Raw genomic sequence first — 17219 nt, 5'->3', positions numbered from 1 at the left:
CTGCGCCCCCCGAAGGCCCCGGGGGTGGCAGAGCGGGTGATTCAGGCACGAACGGGTACAATAGCGGACTTTCCGCGACGCAATACCGGATTTCACAGGATTTAGCATGAGCCTCAAATGCGGCATCGTCGGCTTGCCCAACGTCGGCAAATCGACCCTTTTCAATGCGCTGACCAAGGCGGGCATCGCTGCCGAGAACTACCCGTTCTGTACGATCGAGCCGAACGTCGGCGTGGTCGAGGTGCCGGACCCGCGACTGGGTAAGCTGGCCGAGATCGTCAAGCCCGAGCGGATCATGCCGGCGACGGTCGAATTCGTGGACATCGCCGGTCTGGTGGCGGGCGCGTCCAAGGGTGAAGGGCTGGGCAATCAGTTCCTCGCCAACATTCGCGAAACGGATGCGATCACGCACGTCGTGCGTTGCTTCGAGGATGAGAACGTCATCCACGTGGCCGGCAAGGTCAACCCGATCTCCGACATCGAAGTGATCAACACCGAACTCGCGCTGGCCGATCTGGCCACCGTCGAGAAGTCGTTGCAGCGTTACACGAAGGCGGCCAAGTCGGGCAACGACAAGGAAGCGGCCAAGCTGGTGGCGGTGCTCGAGAAGATTGCGCCGGTGCTCAACGAGGCACGTCCGGTGCGCTCGCTCAAGCTGTCAGAAGACGAACAGGCGTTGATCAAGCCGTTCTGCCTGATCACGGCTAAGCCTACGATGTACGTGGCGAACGTGAAGGACGACGGTTTCGAGAACAACCCGCATCTGGACGCGGTGCGCAAGTACGCGGAAGCGGAAAATGCACCGGTCGTGGCGGTGTGCGCGGCGATCGAGGCGGAAATCGGCGATATGGAAGATGCCGACAAGGCCGAGTTTTTGGCCGACATGGGCATGGACGAGCCGGGTCTGGACCGCGTGATTCGTGCGGGCTTCAAGCTGCTGGGCTTGCAGACGTACTTCACGGCCGGCGTGAAGGAAGTGCGCGCGTGGACGATCCACGTGGGCGACACGGCACCGCAGGCGGCTGGCGTGATCCACACCGACTTCGAGCGCGGCTTCATCCGCGCGCAGACGATCGCGTTCGACGACTACATCCAGTTCAAGGGCGAGCAAGGCGCGAAAGAAGCCGGCAAGATGCGCGCCGAAGGCAAGGAATACGTCGTGCACGACGGCGACGTGATGAATTTCTTGTTTAACGTGTAACGACTCAGTCGACTGGATAGATTCGGGGGCACCAGATGCCTCCGAAATCTCCGCAAAAAACCCGCGCTCTCGCGGGTTTTTTTGTTTTCAAGGCGACGTGGGCTAGTTCCGAATCTTCGATCCAAGCATCGAATTGCGCCGCCATCCGCTTGTCCCGGACATGCGATCCCCATATGCTTTCGTTCGTCTCGCAGCTAGCGCGACCGGGGTTCGTTTGACGCAGCGGAGTGAAACCATGAATAACGTCATGATCATCAATGGGCACAAGGCCGTCATCTGCTATGACCCTGAGATTGAAATGTTCAGAGGCGAGTTTGTCGGCTTGAACGGGGGCGCAGATTTCTACGCCGGTGATGTCGGCGGACTGCATCGCGAAGGCCAGTTGTCTCTGAAGATCTTTCTCGAAGAAAGTTTCACTCACCAAGAGTGACCGCCAAATCCTCGTAATCCCCCTCCTCCGACGCCCCCGCACCAACCACAACAAACCCGTGGCGCAGATAGAACGACGTCGCTCGCGAGTTCTTCACCAGACATTTGAGTCGATATCCGCGTGATGGCCAATCCGGGAGCGCTTTCAACAACGCTGCCCCGACACCTGCGCCTTGCGAGGTCTCACGCACGTAGAGCATGTGAATGAAGTTATCCGCTGGCCAGACGGAGATGAATCCGAGGATCTCGTCGTTGACAGCTCTCGCTACTTGAATCGTCTCGCCCGCGGCATCCGACGCGAAGTCTTCATACCGGAACCGGTCGGGCGACAGCCACGTCATCGTCTGCCGTCTGACGTCGAGGTACAGCTGTGCGAGCACAGGCAAGTCCGCCGGTCTCACCGCTTCAATGACAAAGGCGCGGCCGTTCGTGTCGACGTAGCTCAAGCGTCCCAACCCTCTCGAATGATTTGCGCAATCCGCTCGCCGGTTTCCCGGTTATGCGCCTGCACCAATGCCACCGCGCCAGCATCGTCACCGGCCGCACAAAGACGCAGTAACTCGCGATGCTCGTCGTGCGAGCGCTGCGCATTCCCCTGCGTGCGCCACGCCAGAAACAAATACCGGCCGAGGTTCAGCCGCGCCGTCGCCACCGCACGCTGAAAGTAAGGACGCTCCGCCTTCGCGTACAGCATCGCGTGAAACGCCGCGTTGCGCGCCACCACATCCGCAAGATCCGTCGCCGCTTCCAACGCATCCAACGACGCCTCGGCCCGCGCCAGATCGGCGCGCGACAAGTTCGGCATCGCCAACGCCATCAACCGCCCCTCCAGCAACGCCCGGTAGTCGGCCAACTCCAGCGCGTCGCGCTCAGTGAGCGACGCCACCACCGTGCCGCGATTCACGCGGCTGAGCGCCAACCCGTCAGCCGCCAGCATGGTCAGCGCTTCACGCACCGGCACATGGCTCACGCCCAGCGCCGCCGCCAGATGGTCCTGCCGCAGCGCTTCGCCGGGCTTCAACTCGCCACGGCCAATCTGCTCGCGCAACGCCTCGTAAGCCCGCTCCGTCGCGGTGCCCGCTTGCGACTCCGATCCCGCTTCCGATCCGGCATCTTTCGCCATTCGTCGACTCTCCCGGCAAATTATATATAATCAAGAAAAATTATATATTATCTGGAGTCGCCATGTCACAAACCAGCCCGACACCCCTCGCTGGCAGCACGGTCGCCCCCATCCCCGGCGACGCCTTCGCGCCCGGGCGACGTTGGCGGCATGGCTTGCTGGTGGGACTCAGTGCCCTCGTTGGCTTCGCGCTGTACTCGGCAGGGTTGCGTGGCGACACGCTCGCGGTGGCCGTCATCGTGACGCTTTGCCTCGGCTACTGGGCCACCGGCTGGCTGCCCGACTTCCTCGTGTCGTTGCTGTTGATGTTCCTGCTGGTTGCGGGCACATCGCTCGGGGCAGGCGTGGTCTTCTCGGGCTTCACGTCCGATGCCTTCTGGCTGGTGTTCAGCGGCGCCGTCATCGGCATGGCGCTCGCCGTCACCGGACTCGGCGAACGCGTGGCGCGCCGCCTCGCCGCCCACTGCGGACACGCTTACGGGCTCGCCCTCACCGGGTTCGTCGCCATCGCCTTCGTGCTGTCGCTGGTCATGCCTTCTACGCTGGGACGCATCGCGATTTTGGTCCCGATCGTGCTCAGCTTTTGCGACCGCGTCGGCTTCGTCACCGGCCGCCCCGGACGCACCGGGCTGCTGCTCGCCACCGCACTCGCCAGTTGCGAGTTGTCGACCGCCATCCTGCCCGCCAATCTGCCGAATCTGGTGATGGCCGGCAGCGCGGAAACGGTGCTGGGCATCCGCCTCGGTTATGCCGAATACGCCAGCGCACTCATCCCCGCGCTGGCCGTCGTGCGCGGCGCGCTGTTGGTCGTCGTTGCGATGTGGATGTTTCCGGATCATCTCGTCGCAGCAGACCTCGCGTCGTCATCCCCCTCGCCCGCAACCGCATCCGTGGGCCCCGCCGAACGCCGCCTGCTCGGCGCGCTGACGCTGATGTTGGGGCTCTGGTTCACCGAACCTTGGCACCACGTCTCGGCCGGTTGGGTCGGGCTTGGCGTAGCGCTGTTGTGCCTCGGCCCGCTGCGCCTTGTGAATCCGGAAGCGTTTCTCAAGCAGGTGAAGCTCGCGCCGCTGTGGTTTGTAGCCGCGATCATCGGACTGACAGCGGCCGTCGATCACGCAGGTCTGGCCGACGCGTTGCGCCCCGCACTTTCGCGCCTCGACCTCGCGCAAATGTCGGCAACGCCCGCCTATCTCGTGCTGGTCCTACTCTCTGTCGTGCTGATGTTTGCCGTCACCTCGAACGCCGCGCCTGCGTTATTCACTCCCTTGGTCCCCGCCCTCTCACAGGGCGCGCCGCTCAGCATGAAAGCCGTGTTGCTCACGCAGGCCGTCGGTATCTCGACGATCGTGCTGCCGTATCAGGCCCCGCCGCTGATTCTGGCCATGGCCCTCGCCGGTATCGGGCTGCGCGACGCGACCCGGTTTTGCGTCGCCACCGCCCTGCTGTCGCTCGTCACGGTGCTACCGGCCAATGCGCTTTGGTGGCACGTCATCGGCCTGATGTGACGCGCCGTGACGTTTTGCGTTGCCATCCGAATCAACATTTCAAACGCCGGTTTGCCACAGTCACCCGATAGACGTGATCCTTTCGGAGACCGTCTCGTCTAATATCAAAGCGTGGCCCTGCCATCTCGGGAATGCCCTGCTTGAGCTTGGCGTGCCCGCGCAGTGACAATCGTGACAACAACAAAGTAAAAAAGCGGGAGCGAGACTGCGAATAAGACGCGTCGATCATGTCGCGTCGATTCGTGTCGATCCGCGTCAATACGCATCGCCTCGTCGGCCGACTCACCGCAATCTCGCAACACCAAAACAGCAGCGCAATCGAGCATCGCAGTCTTCATGCAGCCAGGGGGGTGTTGGCATGACATCGAAGCCGTCCGCAGTGGTTGACGTAGCAGCGCCCTCGCGCCGGCACTGGAGCGACGATCGCGATCGCATTCGCCTGTATGCCGCCGCCGGCCTGCTTTGCGTGCTCGGCGTGATCGGCATCTGGTGCTATCAGCACTTCATTCAACAGAATCCCAAGGTCGGCCCCTTCGGTCTCGACTTCCTGCCGTTCTGGGGCGCGTCGCATCTCGTGCTGCAAGGGCATCCGCTCGATGCCTACAACATCGAGATCATGAACGGCGTACAACTCGCAGAAGAACCGTGGACAGCCAAGATGGGCGGCTACATGCCGTGGCTCTATCCGCCCGTGATGATGGTGTTTCTCGCCCCCGTCGCGCTGCTGCCTTTCACTTTCGCTTACGCGGCCTATGCCTGCGTCGGCTTCGGCTTTTTCTACACGGCGCTGCGGCGTACCGCGCCGTGGCAGGACGCACGCTTGCCCATCATCGGCTTCCCCGGGGTGTTGCTCGTCGTGGTCGCCGGACAGATCGGCCTCTACACCACAGCCATCGCCGGCTTCTCACTGGTGTTCCTGCGCAAACGCCCCGTGTGGGCCGGCATCTTCGCGGGCCTGCTCTTCATCAAACCGCACATCGCACTGCTCTTTCCGCTGGCATTCCTTTGCGCCCGCCAATGGCGTGCCCTTGCCGCCTGTATCGCCACGGTCGCCGTCACCACATTGCTGGCCGCAGCGGTCTTCGGCATCGACGTCTACGCGGCCTTCCTTCATGCCAACGAGTACGCACGCCAAGGCGTCGCCAACGGCACGGCGCAGGTTGCACGCATTCCCACGTTCTTCATCACCGGACGCATGCTCGGCCTGCCGGTCGTCGTCGCACTCGCGATTCACGCCGTGATTGCGCTGGGTGCCGTGGCCGCCATGATCGACTTCTGGCGACGCCCCACGGCCTTCGCGTTGCGTGCCGCCATGCTCATTTGCGCAACCACGCTCGTGAGCCCATACCTCTACGATTACGACCTCGCGCTGCTCGCGCTCGTCATCGCCTGGTACGTGCGCGATGGTATGGCGCGTGGCTGGCTGCGCGGCGAGCGCGAATGGCTCGTGCTGCTGTGGATCACACCGCTGCTCGGCCTGTTCGGCGTGCTCTTCATTCACTTCCAGTTCATGCCGTTCATCACGCTGGCGACACTCGGCATGCTCTGGCGCCGTCGTCGCAAGCTCGCGCACGTTCCCGATCTGCCCGATGCGTTCGATCGGCGAATCGATGCCGCCGACCGCCATGCCCCCGGCATGGCCCATGTGTTCACGAGGTGACCCGATGCCACGCGCTGCCGACACCCGCCACACACCCGACACCACTCGCGCACCGCTCGTCTCGCTCGTGGTGCCCTGCCACAACGAAGCCCCGGCGCTCGACGCGTTCTTCCGGGCCGTCGTCCCCATTCTCGACAGCGTGGCCGGCGTTCGCTTCGAAATCGTCTGCGTGAACGACGGCAGCACCGACGACACACTCAACGCGTTGCTCGCGTTACGCCGTCGCGACGCCCGCATTCGCGTGGTGGACTTCACGCGCAACTTCGGCAAGGAAGCCGCACTTAGCGCCGGTATCGACGAAGCCATCGGCGACGCCGTGATCCCTATCGACGCCGACCTGCAAGACCCGCCCGCCCTCATCCCCGTGATGATCGAGCGCTGGCGCAACGGCGCCGAAGTGGTGCTCGCCAAGCGCACCAACCGCGCGAGTGACAGCTTCGCCAAACGCGTTGCCGCCGGGTTGTACTACCGCGTGCACAACCGGCTCTCCGAAGTGAAACTGCCCGAGAACGTCGGTGACTTCCGATTGATCGACCGGCGTGTGGTCACAGCGCTCAAGCAGTTGCCCGAGCGCCGCCGCTTCATGAAAGGTCTCTTCGCGTGGGTCGGCTTTCATACGGAAATCGTGGAGTACGTGCGCGAACCGCGCAGCGCCGGTGAGTCGAAATTCTCCGGCTGGCGGCTGTGGAATTTTGCGTTGGAAGGCATCACCAGCTTCAGCACCGTGCCGCTGCGCTGCTGGACTTACATCGGCGTATCGCTGGCGTTCGTCTCATTCGCCTATGGCTGCTTTATCGCGCTGCGCACGCTCATCCACGGCATCGATGTGCCCGGCTATGCGTCGCTGCTGGTCGGCATCCTGTTCCTCGGTGGTATCCAGCTAGTGGGAATTGGCGTGATCGGCGAATACGTCGGACGGATCTATTACGAATCGAAGGGACGCCCGCTCTATCTCGTGCGCCGGCGCTATCAGGCGAGCGGCAAAGTCAGCCATCTGCCGGCTCGCGTGGGCGGCCGCACACCGCGCCATCTGCACGAAAGTCTCGCGCTCACGCGTCGCGATACGTCCAGAGCCGATGCAACAAAAACGTCGCGGGCGGCACGATCAGCACGACAGCGATGATGCCCAGCCAGTGATTGCCGCCCAAGCGCTCGACGCCTCCGGCAATCATCGTCGTGAGCCACAGCCCGAACAGCGACACCCCCACGAAGCGCAGCAGACTCGTGCGGTGTAGCCGCGCGGAAAAACTCCAGAGCGTATTGAGCAGATAGGAACACGGTGTCGCCACGCAAAACGCCGTCGCATTCGCCAGCACCGGCCCCACGCCGAACCCATCGATAAGTGTGATCGCCACGATCACATGCACCGCCGTCGAGATCACCCCCGTCACGCCAAATCGCCATAGCGGCACGAACAACGTGCGCGCATGCCGCGACGCACGCCAACGTTGCAGACGCGATGCCGGTGGCGGTGGCGGTGACGATGGCGGACGGGGTTCGTGCATCAGCGGCGTTGTGCGTAATTGTGCGTAAAGACGAGTGATGACGAACGGGGGGCGAGTAAGAGAATCCGGCAATGATAGGTGTAAGAAAAACACCGCAGGCCGATCGAGTATAGGGATTTCTTCCACCTCGCGGAATATGGGTTGCAAGTCGCCGGGATCTGCATAGGATTGCTGGGTACTTCGCAAGAACAATACCCCCAAAGAAGACAGGAGGAAGACAATGCAACGCCCCAATGCCACATATGCCATCCACGCCATCGGCGCTCTGGCTTGTGCCTTCGCCACGTGGAGCGCGTCTGTGCACGCCGCCGACACTGCCCCCTCGGCCACGCCCCCCGCATCCGAAACACTCACGGTTGCCGGTCTCTCGCAGCCGGCCGATATCCTGATCGATCGCAACGGCGTGCCGCACATCTTCGCGGCGAACGAGCGCGACGGCTTCTTCGTGCAAGGCTTTAACGCCGCGCGCGACCGCCTGTTCCAGATCGACCTGTGGCGACGCCGGGGTCTCGGCGAGCTGTCGGAAGTCTTCGGCCGCGCTTACGTTGCGCAAGACGACGCCGCCCGCCGCTTCGTCTATCGCGGCGACATGGCGACCGAATGGCGCCGCTACGGCCCCGATGCCAAGCCGGCCGCCGAAGCCTTCGCTGCCGGCGTGAACGCCTATATCGAATGGCTCGCCGCGCACCCCGACCAGATGCCGTACGAATTCCGCACGGTCGGGTATTGGCCAGCGAAATGGACCGCCGAAGACATCGTGCGCATTCGCAGCCACGGCCTCACCCGCAACCTCAAGAGCGAAGTCGCGCGTGCCAAGGTCGTGTGCAAAGCCTCGCTCGACGCCGACAGCGTGCGCGTCGGCCTGCAACCGGCATGGAAGACGCAAGTGCCGGCCGGACTCGATCCGTGCCTGCCCGACGATCTGCTCAAGGTCTTCGATCTCGCGACGCAAGGCGTGAAGATCACCAAGGAATCGCTGCAACGCGCCGACGCCGACATCATTCAGGTAGCTGAAGCCGGTCCGTACGACGTGTCGACCGAATCGGCAGAAGGCAGCAACAACTGGGTCGTCTCGCCGCAGAAGTCGGCCACCGGCCGCGCCATCATGGCCAACGACCCGCACCGCGCCTACGCCGCGCCGAGCCTGCGCTACATCGTGCAGGTGAGCACGCCGACGCTCAATCTGATCGGCGCCGGCGAGCCGGCGATTCCGGGCGTGGCGATCGGTCATAACGGCACCATCGCGTTCGGTCTCACGATCTTCAACATCGATCAGGAAGACCTGTACGTCTACGAACTGAACCCGGCCAACCCGGACCAGTACCGCTATCGCGGCAAGTGGGTATCGATGCGCACCGCCCACGAGACGATCAACGTGCGCGACGGCGCGCCCGTCGAGACCGATCTCAAGTTCACCCGTCACGGCCCGGTGATCTACGTCGATAAGGACAAACACCGCGCGTATGCCGTGCGCACGGCATGGCTCGAACCGGGCATGTCGCCCTACTTCGACGCCATGCGCTACATGCGCGCGAAGAACTACGCGCAGTTCCAGAAGGCACTCGACACGTGGGGCGCGCCCACGGTCAATCAGGTCTATGCGGATACGGCGGGCAATATCGGCTGGGTGCCGAGCGGCATGGCACCGATTCGCCCGAACTGGGACGGTCTGATGCCCGTGCCCGGCGACGGCCGCTACGAGTGGGCCGGCTTCTGGCGTCGCGATCAGTTGCCCTCGGCGTACAACCCCGCGACCGGTTACTTCACCACGTCCAACGAGATGAACATGCCGGCCGGGTATCCGTACGATCAGCGCAAGCTCGGCTTCGAATGGACCAACGGCTCACGTCATGCGCGCATCGACGAGGTGCTGAAGGCGAAGGAAAAGGTGTCGATCGAAGATTCGGAACGTTTGCAGAACGACATCGTGTCGATTCCGGCCCGTCGCCTGATGGCGCTTCTCGCGCCGCTCAACAGCGACGATCCGCAAACGGCTGCCGCCCTCAAACTGCTCAAGGGCTGGGACGCCCACATGGGAGCCGACTCGGCACAGGCCGCGCTGGAAGAAGTCTGGTTCAGCCGTCATCTGGGCCGCGCCTACAAGAACGCGGTGCTGCCGAAGGCCGCTGCGGACAGCTTCGGCGCGCCCGACCCCGCACCGATGCTCGACGCGCTCGAACAACCCGCCGCCCGCTTTGGCGAGAACGCCAACGCCAAGCGCGACACTGTGCTGCTGAGCAGTCTTGGCGAAGCATGGGGCGAGATGGTCAAGCTGCAAGGCGCCGACCCGGGCGCGTGGCAGTGGGGCAAGCTTCAGACCAACCTGAACGCGCACCCGCTTGCCGACGCCGTCGACCCCGCCATGCGCGCGAAGCTCAACGTCGGTCCGTTGCCCAAGGGCGGCAGTGCCTTTACGCCGAACCAGTCGACGTATCGCGTGAGCGACTTCCGCCAGACCAACGGGCCGTCGTTCCGGATCGTGGTCGATGTGGGCAACTGGGACAACACGCGCGCCATGAACCTGCCCGGCGAATCGGGCAATCCGGACAGCCCGCACTATCGCGACCTCGCGCAGAAGTGGCTCGACGGCGAGTACTTCAAGCTGCCGTACACGCGTGCCGCAGTCGAAGCGGAGACGGAGTCGCGCCTGCATCTGGTGCCGGAGGCGTCGCGTTGAACTGACGTGCTGGAGCAAGCTGCTTGAATAGAAAACGGCCGGTCGGGGTTGCTCCCGTACCGGCCGTTTTCATTGGCGTGCCTGCACGCCAATCGCGATCTGGCAATCCGACGATCAATGCCCGCCGGGCACGAACTCCGGCTTGTCGCGCTTCACCCCGCGCGCGCTGTCGACGGCGTTGGTCGGCACGAGCAGCAGCAGAATGACCACGCCCACTGAAATCGCGAGAATCGACAGGAACGTCAGGTGCAGCGAGTGTTGCAGCACCGCGCGAATCGCTTGATCGGCCACGGTCGCCACACCACGATCTTCCAGCACGTGACGCAACTGGTCGGAGCTGACGGTGCCCAGCCCGCTCGAATGCGTCAGCCCGTAGTTGAGCACCGCACCGAACAGCATCGCGCCCAGCGTGCTGCCCAAATTCCGCGAGAAGATATTCGACGCCGTGGCACTGCCGCGCTGCGACGGCGCGACAAGCTCCTGAATCAGCACCAGCGCGCTCACGCTGCCGGTCCCCATCGAGAAGCCCATCAGCAACGAGCCGAACCCTGCCAGCACCGGCGAGCTGTTCGGGCCCAGCAACGCAAACACGATACCGCCCATCGGCATCAGCAGGCTGCCCAGCACCAGCACACGGCGCAGACCAAAACGGCTGAACGTCTTGGCCGCGAGCGTCGCGCCAATCGGCCAGCCCACCATGATCATCGTGAGCGCCATACCGGCGACCACCGGCGTTTGCTTGAGCACGCCCTGCGCGTACATCGGCAGGAACGTCGTCAGCCCCATGAGCACCATGCCCGAAAGCATCGTCGCCGCATTGGCCGCCGCAATCGGACGGCGGCTCCACAGCGCGAACGAGATCATCGGGTCCTTCGCGCGGCGCTCTTGCCACACGAACAGCATCGAGGCGATGGCGCACACCAGCACGCCCGACCACACATGCGTATCGGCGAAAGCATTCGCATCGGTGAGCGCAATCATCAGCGCCGCCACGGCGATGGTGAAGAACACGGCGCCGAGGAAGTCGATGCTCGGCTTCTGGCGCGGGGCCTCTTCGTGCAGATAGGCGATGAAGCCCGCCGCGGCCAGCAAGCCGATGGGGATGTTGATCCAGAAGATCCACGCCCACGACAGGTCGCGGATGATGATGCCGCCGAGCATCGGGCCGAGCACGGCCGAAATGGCCCACACGCTCGCCAGATAGCCCTGCACCTTGCCGCGTTCGCTGATCGGGTAGTAGTCGGCAATGATGGTCAGACTCACCGGCTGGATACACGCCGCGCCCACGCCTTGCAACAGGCGGAAGACGATCATCGCGGGCATCGACCACGCGAGCCCGCCGCCGAGCGAGGCAATCAGAAAGATCACGATGCCCGCGAGCACCACCGGCTTACGTCCGTAGAGATCGGCGAGCTTGCCGAACACCACGGTCATGGCGGTCTGCGTGAGCAGGAACGCGGAAAAAACCCAGCTATACAGATTCAGGCCGCCGAGCTGGGCGACAATTTGCGGCATGGCCGTGGAAATGATCGTGGCTTCGATGGCGACCATAGAAGTCGCAGCCATGACGGATGCCACGATGAAAGGCCGCACGGAATTGCGGGTAGCAGTCATTGTTGTTTTGAAGTGGGGGCGACGCGTTTGAGACGGCGGAAGACGGGGATCGAACGTGGCGGGGGTACCGCGCGCGTAGTCAAGACGACTCGGGCCAGAGGATGGCGATAAGCATAGCCGAACACCGGCAAACGCGTATGACGCGCTGGGCCGATGACGTCGATATCCCGCAAAGCCTTATGCCACGGGGCTTAGGCGCCGAGAAAACCCTGACCGGAAGCGGGTTTTGGAAGGTTTGGCGCGGCCAAAGCCCCGCCATGAGCGATGGGCGCTCGCTTTTTCCGCGATCACGCGCCGGTGGTGTTGCTTTTGCCGCGAAACCACCCGGTCGCGATGCGGCCTATCGTCGCACCAGACGCAACAGCGCGAGCAGCACGATCGCGCCGATGGTGGCCGTGATGATGCGCCCGAGGGTGCCGTGCCCGATGGCGATGCCCAGATGCTGAAGCAACCAAGGGCCGATAAACGCCCCGATCACCCCGACGACGATGTCGCCGATCAGCCCGAAGCTGCCGCCGACGACCAGTCCGGCAAGCCAGCCGGCCACCAGCCCGACCAGCAGGAGGGTGAGAATGCTCATGATCGCTCTCCGGGCTCGGGCATCAGGCGGTGCCGCGGCTGCGCTTGATAGCGCCGTAAATCACCAGCAGGACGATGGCGCCGATGATCGAGGCGATCCAGCCGGCCGACTGGCCTTCGGTATAGAGATGGAGGAACTGTCCGACATAGCGGGCGAGCAGCGCGCCGGCAATGCCGAGGATGATGGTCATGATGATGCCCATGCTGTCCCGGCCGGGATGCAAGGCGCGTGCGATGAGACCGACGATCAGACCAACGACGATGGTGCCGATAATGCCCATGACGTGTCTCCAAGGACGGGAACCCGAACGCAGTATATCGCCTATTTCCGGCATTTCGACCACCGAATCATCGGCGCCACAACGGCATTTGTTGCTCAATATTTCATCAAGTCGTCCCGAAATCCGACCCAAAGTGCCCGCACACCGTGCCCTGCCTATGTTCGGTATAAGGGATCGCTATTTGTCAAAAGGGCGTCACTGCGCGATGATGGCAAGCACTGTCCCGGTGCGAAGGGCGCGGGTTCGCCTGAAACGGGCATCGCGTCGACGCGCTATAATCAGGGGCTATTAGATCCCCCACACCATGCAACTGCTCGCTCTCGGCCTGAACCACCATACGGCGCCCGTCTCGCTGAGAGAACGGGTGGCGTTTCCGTTCGAGCGGATCGAGCCGGCGCTGGCAGGCCTGAAGAGTTTGTGGAACGACCGGTCGAGCGCCCCCGAGGCCGCCATCCTGTCGACGTGCAACCGCACGGAAATCTACTGCGTCACCGACGATGCTGCCGCCCGCGAGCGGGCCGTGCACTGGCTGTCGCAGTTCCATAACATTCCGGCCAGCGACCTCGCGCCCCATCTGTATGCCCTGCCCCAGTCCGACGCCGTGCGACACGCGTTTCGCGTGGCCAGCGGTCTCGACTCGATGGTGCTCGGCGAAACCCAGATTCTCGGCCAGTTGAAAGATGCCGTGCGCACCGCAGCCGAAGCCGGCGCGCTGGGCACGTATCTGAACCAGTTGTTCCAGCGCACGTTCGCGGTCGCCAAAGAAGTGCGTGGCCAGACCGAGATCGGCGCGCATTCGGTGTCGATGGCCGCTGCGGCGGTGCGTCTCGCCCAGCGCATTTTCGAAAGCATCAGCACGCAGAAGGTGCTGTTTATCGGCGCGGGCGAGATGATCGACCTCTGCGCGACACACTTCGCCGCACAGAACCCGAAAGCCCTCTATATCGCCAACCGTACCGCCGAGCGCGGCGAAAAGCTCGCCGAGCGGCTGGGCGGCAACGCCATCCGTCTGTCCGAATTGCCGCAGCGCCTGCATGAGTTCGACATCGTCGTCTCGTGCACGGCCAGCACGTTGCCGCTGATCGGTCTCGGTGCGGTCGAGCGCGCCATCAAGGCACGCAAGCACAAGCCGATGTTCATGGTCGATCTGGCCGTGCCGCGCGACATCGAGCCCGAAGTGGGCCGCTTGACCGACGTCTTCCTGTACACGGTCGACGATCTTGGCGCCGTCGTGCGCGAAGGCAATGCGCTGCGTCAGGCGGCGGTCGCACAGGCCGAAGCGATCATCGAGACGCGCGTCCAGCACTTCATGCAATGGCTCGACGCGCGCAGCGTCGTGCCGGTCATTCGCGACATCCACGGCACGGCCGAAGCGATGCGCGTGGCCGAACTCGAGCGTGCGCAACGCATGCTCGCACGCGGCGACGACCCTGCCGCCGTGCTCGAAGCCCTGTCCCAGTCCCTCACCAAGAAATTCCTGCATGGCCCGACGCACGCGCTGAACACGGCGCGCGGCGATTCGCGCGAGCAAATCATTCACCTCATTCCCGAACTGTTCCGCACCTCGGGATCTTCCGACAAATAGATGAAAGCGAGCATGCAAGCCAAGCTCGACCAGTTGACGCAACGTCTGGTCGAGCTTGATGGCCTATTGAGCCAGGGCGACGTCACGCGCGATCTGGACAACTACCGCAAGCTCACCCGCGAACACGCCGAGCTGGCGCCGGTTGTCGCGCAATACCAGCAGTACCGCCAGGCGCACAACGATGTGACGGCGGCGCAGGAGATGGCGTCCGACCCGGAAATGCGTGACTTTGCCGAAGCCGAAGCGGCCGACGCCCGCACGCGCATGGACGATATGGAAGCCTCGCTGCAACGCATGCTGCTCCCGCGCGACCCCAACGACGAGCGCAACATCTATCTGGAAATTCGCGCGGGCACGGGCGGTGACGAGTCGGCGCTCTTCGCGGGCGACCTGCTGCGCATGTACACGCGCTACGCCGAACGTCAGCGCTGGCAGGTGGAAATCATGTCGGCCAGTGAGTCGGATCTGGGCGGCTACAAGGAAGTGATCGTCCGCCTGATCGGTCAGGGCGCCTATTCGCGGCTGAAGTTCGAGTCGGGCGGCCACCGCGTGCAGCGCGTGCCCGCGACCGAAACGCAGGGCCGTATCCACACGTCGGCGTGCACCGTGGCCGTGATGCCTGAGGCCGACGACGTGGCCGACGTCGAGATCAATCCGGCCGATATCCGCATCGACACGTTCCGTGCGTCGGGCGCCGGCGGGCAACACGTCAACAAGACCGATTCGGCCGTGCGTATCACGCACTTGCCCACGGGCATCGTCGTGGAATGTCAGGACGACCGCTCGCAGCATCGCAACAAAGACAAGGCACTCAAGGTGCTCGCCGCGCGCATCAAGGATGCCCAGATGCGCGCCCAGCAAGCCAAGGAAGCCGCCACGCGCAAGAGCCTGATCGGCTCGGGCGACCGGTCGGAGCGCATTCGCACCTACAACTTCCCGCAAGGGCGGATGACCGATCACCGTATCAACCTCACGCTCTACAAGCTCGAGTACATCATGGACGGCGATCTCGACGATCTCGTCAACGCGCTCGTGACCGAACATCAGGCCGAGTTGCTGGCATCGCTGGGCGAGGCCGCCTGATGTCGCAGGGGCAGGACGGCAGCACCACCGTCGAGACGCTGCTGCGCGAACCCGGGCTGCCGCCGATGGAGTCGCGCATTCTGCTCTCGCACGTGCTTGGCTGGTCGCGCACGCAGTTGATCACGCGCGACCGCGAACCCCTCGCCCCTGACGCCGTGGCCGTCTATCGCGGCCTGCATGCCCGTCGTGTCGCGGGCGAACCCATCGCTTATCTCACCGGCACCCGGGAATTCTTCGGGCTGACGTTCGCCGTCAGTCCGTCGGTGCTTATTCCCCGGCCGGAAACGGAACTGCTGGTGGAACTGGCACTGGCGCGCCTCGAGGGGTGTGCCTCCCCACGCGTGCTCGATCTCGGCACCGGCAGCGGCGCGATTGCACTGGCCATCGCTCACAGCCGCCCGGACGCCCAACTCACCGCGCTGGACCGCTCGCCGGACGCCCTGCGTGTCGCCATCGGCAACGCACAGCAACTCGGACTGGCGTCGCGTGTCCGCTTTCTGGAAAGCGACTGGTACGGCGCGTTGGCGGCCGATGAAGCGCCGGCGCCGTTCGACATGATCGTCTCGAACCCGCCGTACATCGTGGCGGGTGACGAACACCTCTCGCAAGGCGACTTGCGGTTCGAACCGGCCGACGCGCTGACCGATCACGCCGACGGTCTGGCCGCCCTGCGCATCATCGTCGCGGGCGCGGTGCCGCGGCTCAAACCCGGTGGCTGGCTGCTGTGCGAACACGGCTACCATCAGGCCGCCGACGTACGCGCGCTGTGCGATGCGGTGGGTTTCCTCGACGTCTTCTCCGAGCGGGATCTGGCGGGCATCGAGCGCACCACGGGCGGTCGCCGCGCCTGACGAGGGACGGCCCGGACCACCCGCAAAGGGCACCCCGGAGGGCACGCACCAACGAGCGCGACGGAAAACCGCTAAAATGGCGGACACGCCGATTTTCCGGCATCCCCACGGGCTTTCCACCATGACTACCCAGCAACGTATTCAGCAAATCGTCACCGACCATCCCGTCGTGCTCTTCATGAAGGGCAATGCGCAATTCCCGATGTGCGGCTTCTCGGGCCGCGCCGTGCAGATCCTGAAAGCCTGCGGCGTGGACAACCTGTTCACGGTCGACGTGCTGCAAGACGAAGAAATCCGTCAGGGCGTGAAGGAATTCGCCAACTGGCCGACCATTCCGCAGCTCTACATCAACGGCGAATTCATCGGCGGCTCGGACATCATGATGGAGATGTACCAAAGCGGCGAACTCAAGCAGATCATCGCTGAGCTTGCCTGAGCGTTGCCTGATCTCCGCCTGATCCCGGCCTGATGACCGTCTCGACGGGCAACCCGCGCCCCGCACGCATGATCGTCGCCATCACTGGCGCGACCGGTGCCGTCTATGGGGTGCGCCTGCTTGAGCGCCTGCGCGCGCTCGGCGGCGTCGAGACACATCTGCTCGTGTCGAGCGCCGGTTGGCTGACGTTACGTCACGAACTGGGGCTCGAGCGCTCGGACGTGCAGGCACTGGCCGACCAGTACCACAGCGTGCGTGAAGTCGGCGCTAACATTGCCAGCGGCTCGTTCGCCACGACCGGCATGGTCATCGCGCCGTGCTCGATGAAAACGCTCGCGAGCGTCGCCCACGGCCTGTCGGACAATCTCATTGCCCGCGCCGCCGACGTCACGCTCAAGGAGCGTCGCCGCCTCGTCATGATGGTGCGCGAAACGCCCTTCAATCTGGCGCATCTGCGCAATATGACGGCTGTCACGGAAATGGGCGGCATCGTCTACCCGCCGCTGCCGGCGTTCTACAACCGCCCCGAATCGCTCGACGCCATGGTCGACGACACCGTCGGGCGCGTGCTCGACCTATTCGGCCTCGCGCCGCAGGTCTCTACCAGTTGGTCCGGACTCGGCAAGGACGCCGAAGCGTAAGCGACTAATCGACTAAGCGGCTAATCGGCTAAGCGAGACTGGGCGG

17 protein-coding genes are annotated in these 17219 nt (G+C 64.1%); 11 read left to right on the top strand and 6 right to left on the bottom strand.

Annotated features, from left to right (window positions below; translation table 11 throughout):
* Nucleotides 1-106: 106 nt before the first annotated feature.
* Nucleotides 107-1201 (top strand): redox-regulated ATPase YchF, encoded by a 1095-nt coding sequence (ychF, locus tag PIN31009_RS25860; protein ID WP_058376235.1) that lies wholly within the window; start codon nt 107-109, stop codon nt 1199-1201.
* Nucleotides 1202-1436: 235 nt separating this feature from the next.
* Entirely contained in the window at nt 1437-1631 is a 195-nt protein-coding gene (locus tag PIN31009_RS25855) for a type II toxin-antitoxin system HicB family antitoxin (RefSeq protein ID WP_150791976.1), read from the top strand.
* On the opposite strand, the gene PIN31009_RS25850 is transcribed toward PIN31009_RS25855, so the two are convergent.
* The gene (locus tag PIN31009_RS25850) at nt 1615-2076 is read right to left on the bottom strand and encodes a GNAT family N-acetyltransferase (RefSeq protein WP_246185860.1); all 462 of its coding nucleotides are present in this window, start codon (nt 2074-2076) and stop codon (nt 1615-1617) included. The genes PIN31009_RS25855 and PIN31009_RS25850 overlap by 17 nt on opposite strands.
* Nucleotides 2073-2753, bottom strand: a complete 681-nt coding sequence (locus PIN31009_RS25845; RefSeq protein ID WP_150791975.1) for a GntR family transcriptional regulator — start codon at nt 2751-2753, stop codon at nt 2073-2075. Before PIN31009_RS25845 ends, PIN31009_RS25850 begins: the two co-directional genes overlap by 4 nt.
* Before the next feature lie 62 nt (nt 2754-2815).
* Between PIN31009_RS25845 and PIN31009_RS25840 the strand changes: the two genes are divergently transcribed.
* From PIN31009_RS25840 to PIN31009_RS25830, 3 genes are all read left to right on the top strand, one after another.
* Complete coding sequence (locus PIN31009_RS25840) at nt 2816-4261, top strand: SLC13 family permease (RefSeq protein WP_150791974.1); 1446 nt, start codon at nt 2816-2818, stop codon at nt 4259-4261.
* A gap of 358 nt (nt 4262-4619) precedes the next feature.
* Nucleotides 4620-5921: a glycosyltransferase family 87 protein gene (locus PIN31009_RS25835; protein WP_150791973.1), complete on the top strand. Its 1302-nt coding sequence runs from the start codon at nt 4620-4622 to the stop codon at nt 5919-5921.
* Nucleotides 5922-5925: 4 nt separating this feature from the next.
* A complete protein-coding gene (locus tag PIN31009_RS25830) occupies nt 5926-7044 on the top strand; it encodes a glycosyltransferase family 2 protein (protein ID WP_150791972.1) in 1119 nt (372 codons plus the stop codon).
* Here the strand turns inward: PIN31009_RS25830 and PIN31009_RS25825 are convergent.
* On the bottom strand, nt 6971-7426 hold the full coding sequence (locus PIN31009_RS25825; RefSeq protein WP_150791971.1) for a GtrA family protein: 456 nt from the start codon (nt 7424-7426) through the stop codon (nt 6971-6973). The genes PIN31009_RS25830 and PIN31009_RS25825 overlap by 74 nt on opposite strands.
* 220 nt (nt 7427-7646) lie before the next feature.
* On the opposite strand from PIN31009_RS25825, the gene PIN31009_RS25820 reads away from it, so the two are divergent.
* The gene (locus tag PIN31009_RS25820) at nt 7647-10103 is read left to right on the top strand and encodes a penicillin acylase family protein (protein ID WP_150791970.1); all 2457 of its coding nucleotides are present in this window, start codon (nt 7647-7649) and stop codon (nt 10101-10103) included.
* A 114-nt stretch (nt 10104-10217) separates the two neighbouring features.
* On the opposite strand, the gene PIN31009_RS25815 is transcribed toward PIN31009_RS25820, so the two are convergent.
* From PIN31009_RS25815 to PIN31009_RS25805, 3 genes are all read right to left on the bottom strand, one after another.
* Nucleotides 10218-11717: an MDR family MFS transporter gene (locus tag PIN31009_RS25815; RefSeq protein WP_150791969.1), complete on the bottom strand. Its 1500-nt coding sequence runs from the start codon at nt 11715-11717 to the stop codon at nt 10218-10220.
* Between the two features lie 340 nt (nt 11718-12057).
* A complete protein-coding gene (locus PIN31009_RS25810; protein ID WP_150686592.1) occupies nt 12058-12297 on the bottom strand; it encodes a GlsB/YeaQ/YmgE family stress response membrane protein in 240 nt (79 codons plus the stop codon).
* Nucleotides 12298-12319: 22 nt separating this feature from the next.
* Nucleotides 12320-12577 (bottom strand): GlsB/YeaQ/YmgE family stress response membrane protein, encoded by a 258-nt coding sequence (locus PIN31009_RS25805; protein ID WP_058376243.1) that lies wholly within the window; start codon nt 12575-12577, stop codon nt 12320-12322.
* 304 nt (nt 12578-12881) lie between these two features.
* Between PIN31009_RS25805 and hemA the strand changes: the two genes are divergently transcribed.
* The 5 genes from hemA to PIN31009_RS25780 all read left to right on the top strand — a co-directional run bounded on the left by hemA (nt 12882) and on the right by PIN31009_RS25780 (nt 17173).
* Nucleotides 12882-14162 carry a glutamyl-tRNA reductase gene (gene hemA, locus PIN31009_RS25800; RefSeq protein ID WP_058376244.1) on the top strand — a complete coding sequence of 427 codons (1281 nt, stop codon included), beginning with the start codon at nt 12882-12884 and terminating at the stop codon, nt 14160-14162.
* A complete protein-coding gene (gene prfA, locus PIN31009_RS25795) occupies nt 14163-15245 on the top strand; it encodes a peptide chain release factor 1 (RefSeq protein WP_087686215.1) in 1083 nt (360 codons plus the stop codon). It begins immediately after the preceding gene.
* Nucleotides 15245-16096, top strand: coding sequence for a peptide chain release factor N(5)-glutamine methyltransferase (gene prmC / locus PIN31009_RS25790; RefSeq protein WP_150791968.1), 852 nt, complete (start codon nt 15245-15247; stop codon nt 16094-16096). Before prfA ends, prmC begins: the two co-directional genes overlap by 1 nt.
* Before the next feature lie 121 nt (nt 16097-16217).
* On the top strand, nt 16218-16532 hold the full coding sequence (grxD, locus tag PIN31009_RS25785; protein ID WP_058379922.1) for a Grx4 family monothiol glutaredoxin: 315 nt from the start codon (nt 16218-16220) through the stop codon (nt 16530-16532).
* 32 nt (nt 16533-16564) lie between these two features.
* Nucleotides 16565-17173 (top strand): UbiX family flavin prenyltransferase, encoded by a 609-nt coding sequence (locus PIN31009_RS25780; protein ID WP_150686594.1) that lies wholly within the window; start codon nt 16565-16567, stop codon nt 17171-17173.
* Nucleotides 17174-17219: the final 46 nt, after the last annotated feature.

Source organism: Pandoraea iniqua (assembly GCF_902459685.1).
GTDB classification, from domain to species: Bacteria; Pseudomonadota; Gammaproteobacteria; order Burkholderiales; family Burkholderiaceae; genus Pandoraea; species Pandoraea iniqua.
The sequence above is the reverse complement of the archived record's forward strand: the minus strand, read 5'-3'. Positions and strand labels throughout refer to the sequence as shown.

Excerpts from the sequence above, each read along its gene's own strand:
- PIN31009_RS25810 (WP_150686592.1), bottom strand. The coding sequence starts at position 12,297 with ATGAGCATTCTCACCCTCCTGCTGGTCGGGCTGGTGGCCGGCTGGCTT.
- hemA (WP_058376244.1), top strand. The coding sequence starts at position 12,882 with ATGCAACTGCTCGCTCTCGGCCTGAACCACCATACGGCGCCCGTCTCG.
- PIN31009_RS25825 (WP_150791971.1), bottom strand. The coding sequence starts at position 7,426 with ATGCACGAACCCCGTCCGCCATCGTCACCGCCACCGCCACCGGCATCG.
- prfA (WP_087686215.1), top strand. The coding sequence starts at position 14,163 with ATGAAAGCGAGCATGCAAGCCAAGCTCGACCAGTTGACGCAACGTCTG.
- PIN31009_RS25855 (WP_150791976.1), top strand. The coding sequence starts at position 1,437 with ATGAATAACGTCATGATCATCAATGGGCACAAGGCCGTCATCTGCTAT.
- PIN31009_RS25840 (WP_150791974.1), top strand. The coding sequence starts at position 2,816 with ATGTCACAAACCAGCCCGACACCCCTCGCTGGCAGCACGGTCGCCCCC.
- PIN31009_RS25835 (WP_150791973.1), top strand. The coding sequence starts at position 4,620 with ATGACATCGAAGCCGTCCGCAGTGGTTGACGTAGCAGCGCCCTCGCGC.
- PIN31009_RS25780 (WP_150686594.1), top strand. The coding sequence starts at position 16,565 with ATGACCGTCTCGACGGGCAACCCGCGCCCCGCACGCATGATCGTCGCC.
- prmC (WP_150791968.1), top strand. The coding sequence starts at position 15,245 with ATGTCGCAGGGGCAGGACGGCAGCACCACCGTCGAGACGCTGCTGCGC.
- PIN31009_RS25820 (WP_150791970.1), top strand. The coding sequence starts at position 7,647 with ATGCAACGCCCCAATGCCACATATGCCATCCACGCCATCGGCGCTCTG.
- grxD (WP_058379922.1), top strand. The coding sequence starts at position 16,218 with ATGACTACCCAGCAACGTATTCAGCAAATCGTCACCGACCATCCCGTC.
- PIN31009_RS25830 (WP_150791972.1), top strand. The coding sequence starts at position 5,926 with ATGCCACGCGCTGCCGACACCCGCCACACACCCGACACCACTCGCGCA.
- PIN31009_RS25845 (WP_150791975.1), bottom strand. The coding sequence starts at position 2,753 with ATGGCGAAAGATGCCGGATCGGAAGCGGGATCGGAGTCGCAAGCGGGC.
- PIN31009_RS25805 (WP_058376243.1), bottom strand. The coding sequence starts at position 12,577 with ATGGGCATTATCGGCACCATCGTCGTTGGTCTGATCGTCGGTCTCATC.
- PIN31009_RS25815 (WP_150791969.1), bottom strand. The coding sequence starts at position 11,717 with ATGACTGCTACCCGCAATTCCGTGCGGCCTTTCATCGTGGCATCCGTC.
- ychF (WP_058376235.1), top strand. The coding sequence starts at position 107 with ATGAGCCTCAAATGCGGCATCGTCGGCTTGCCCAACGTCGGCAAATCG.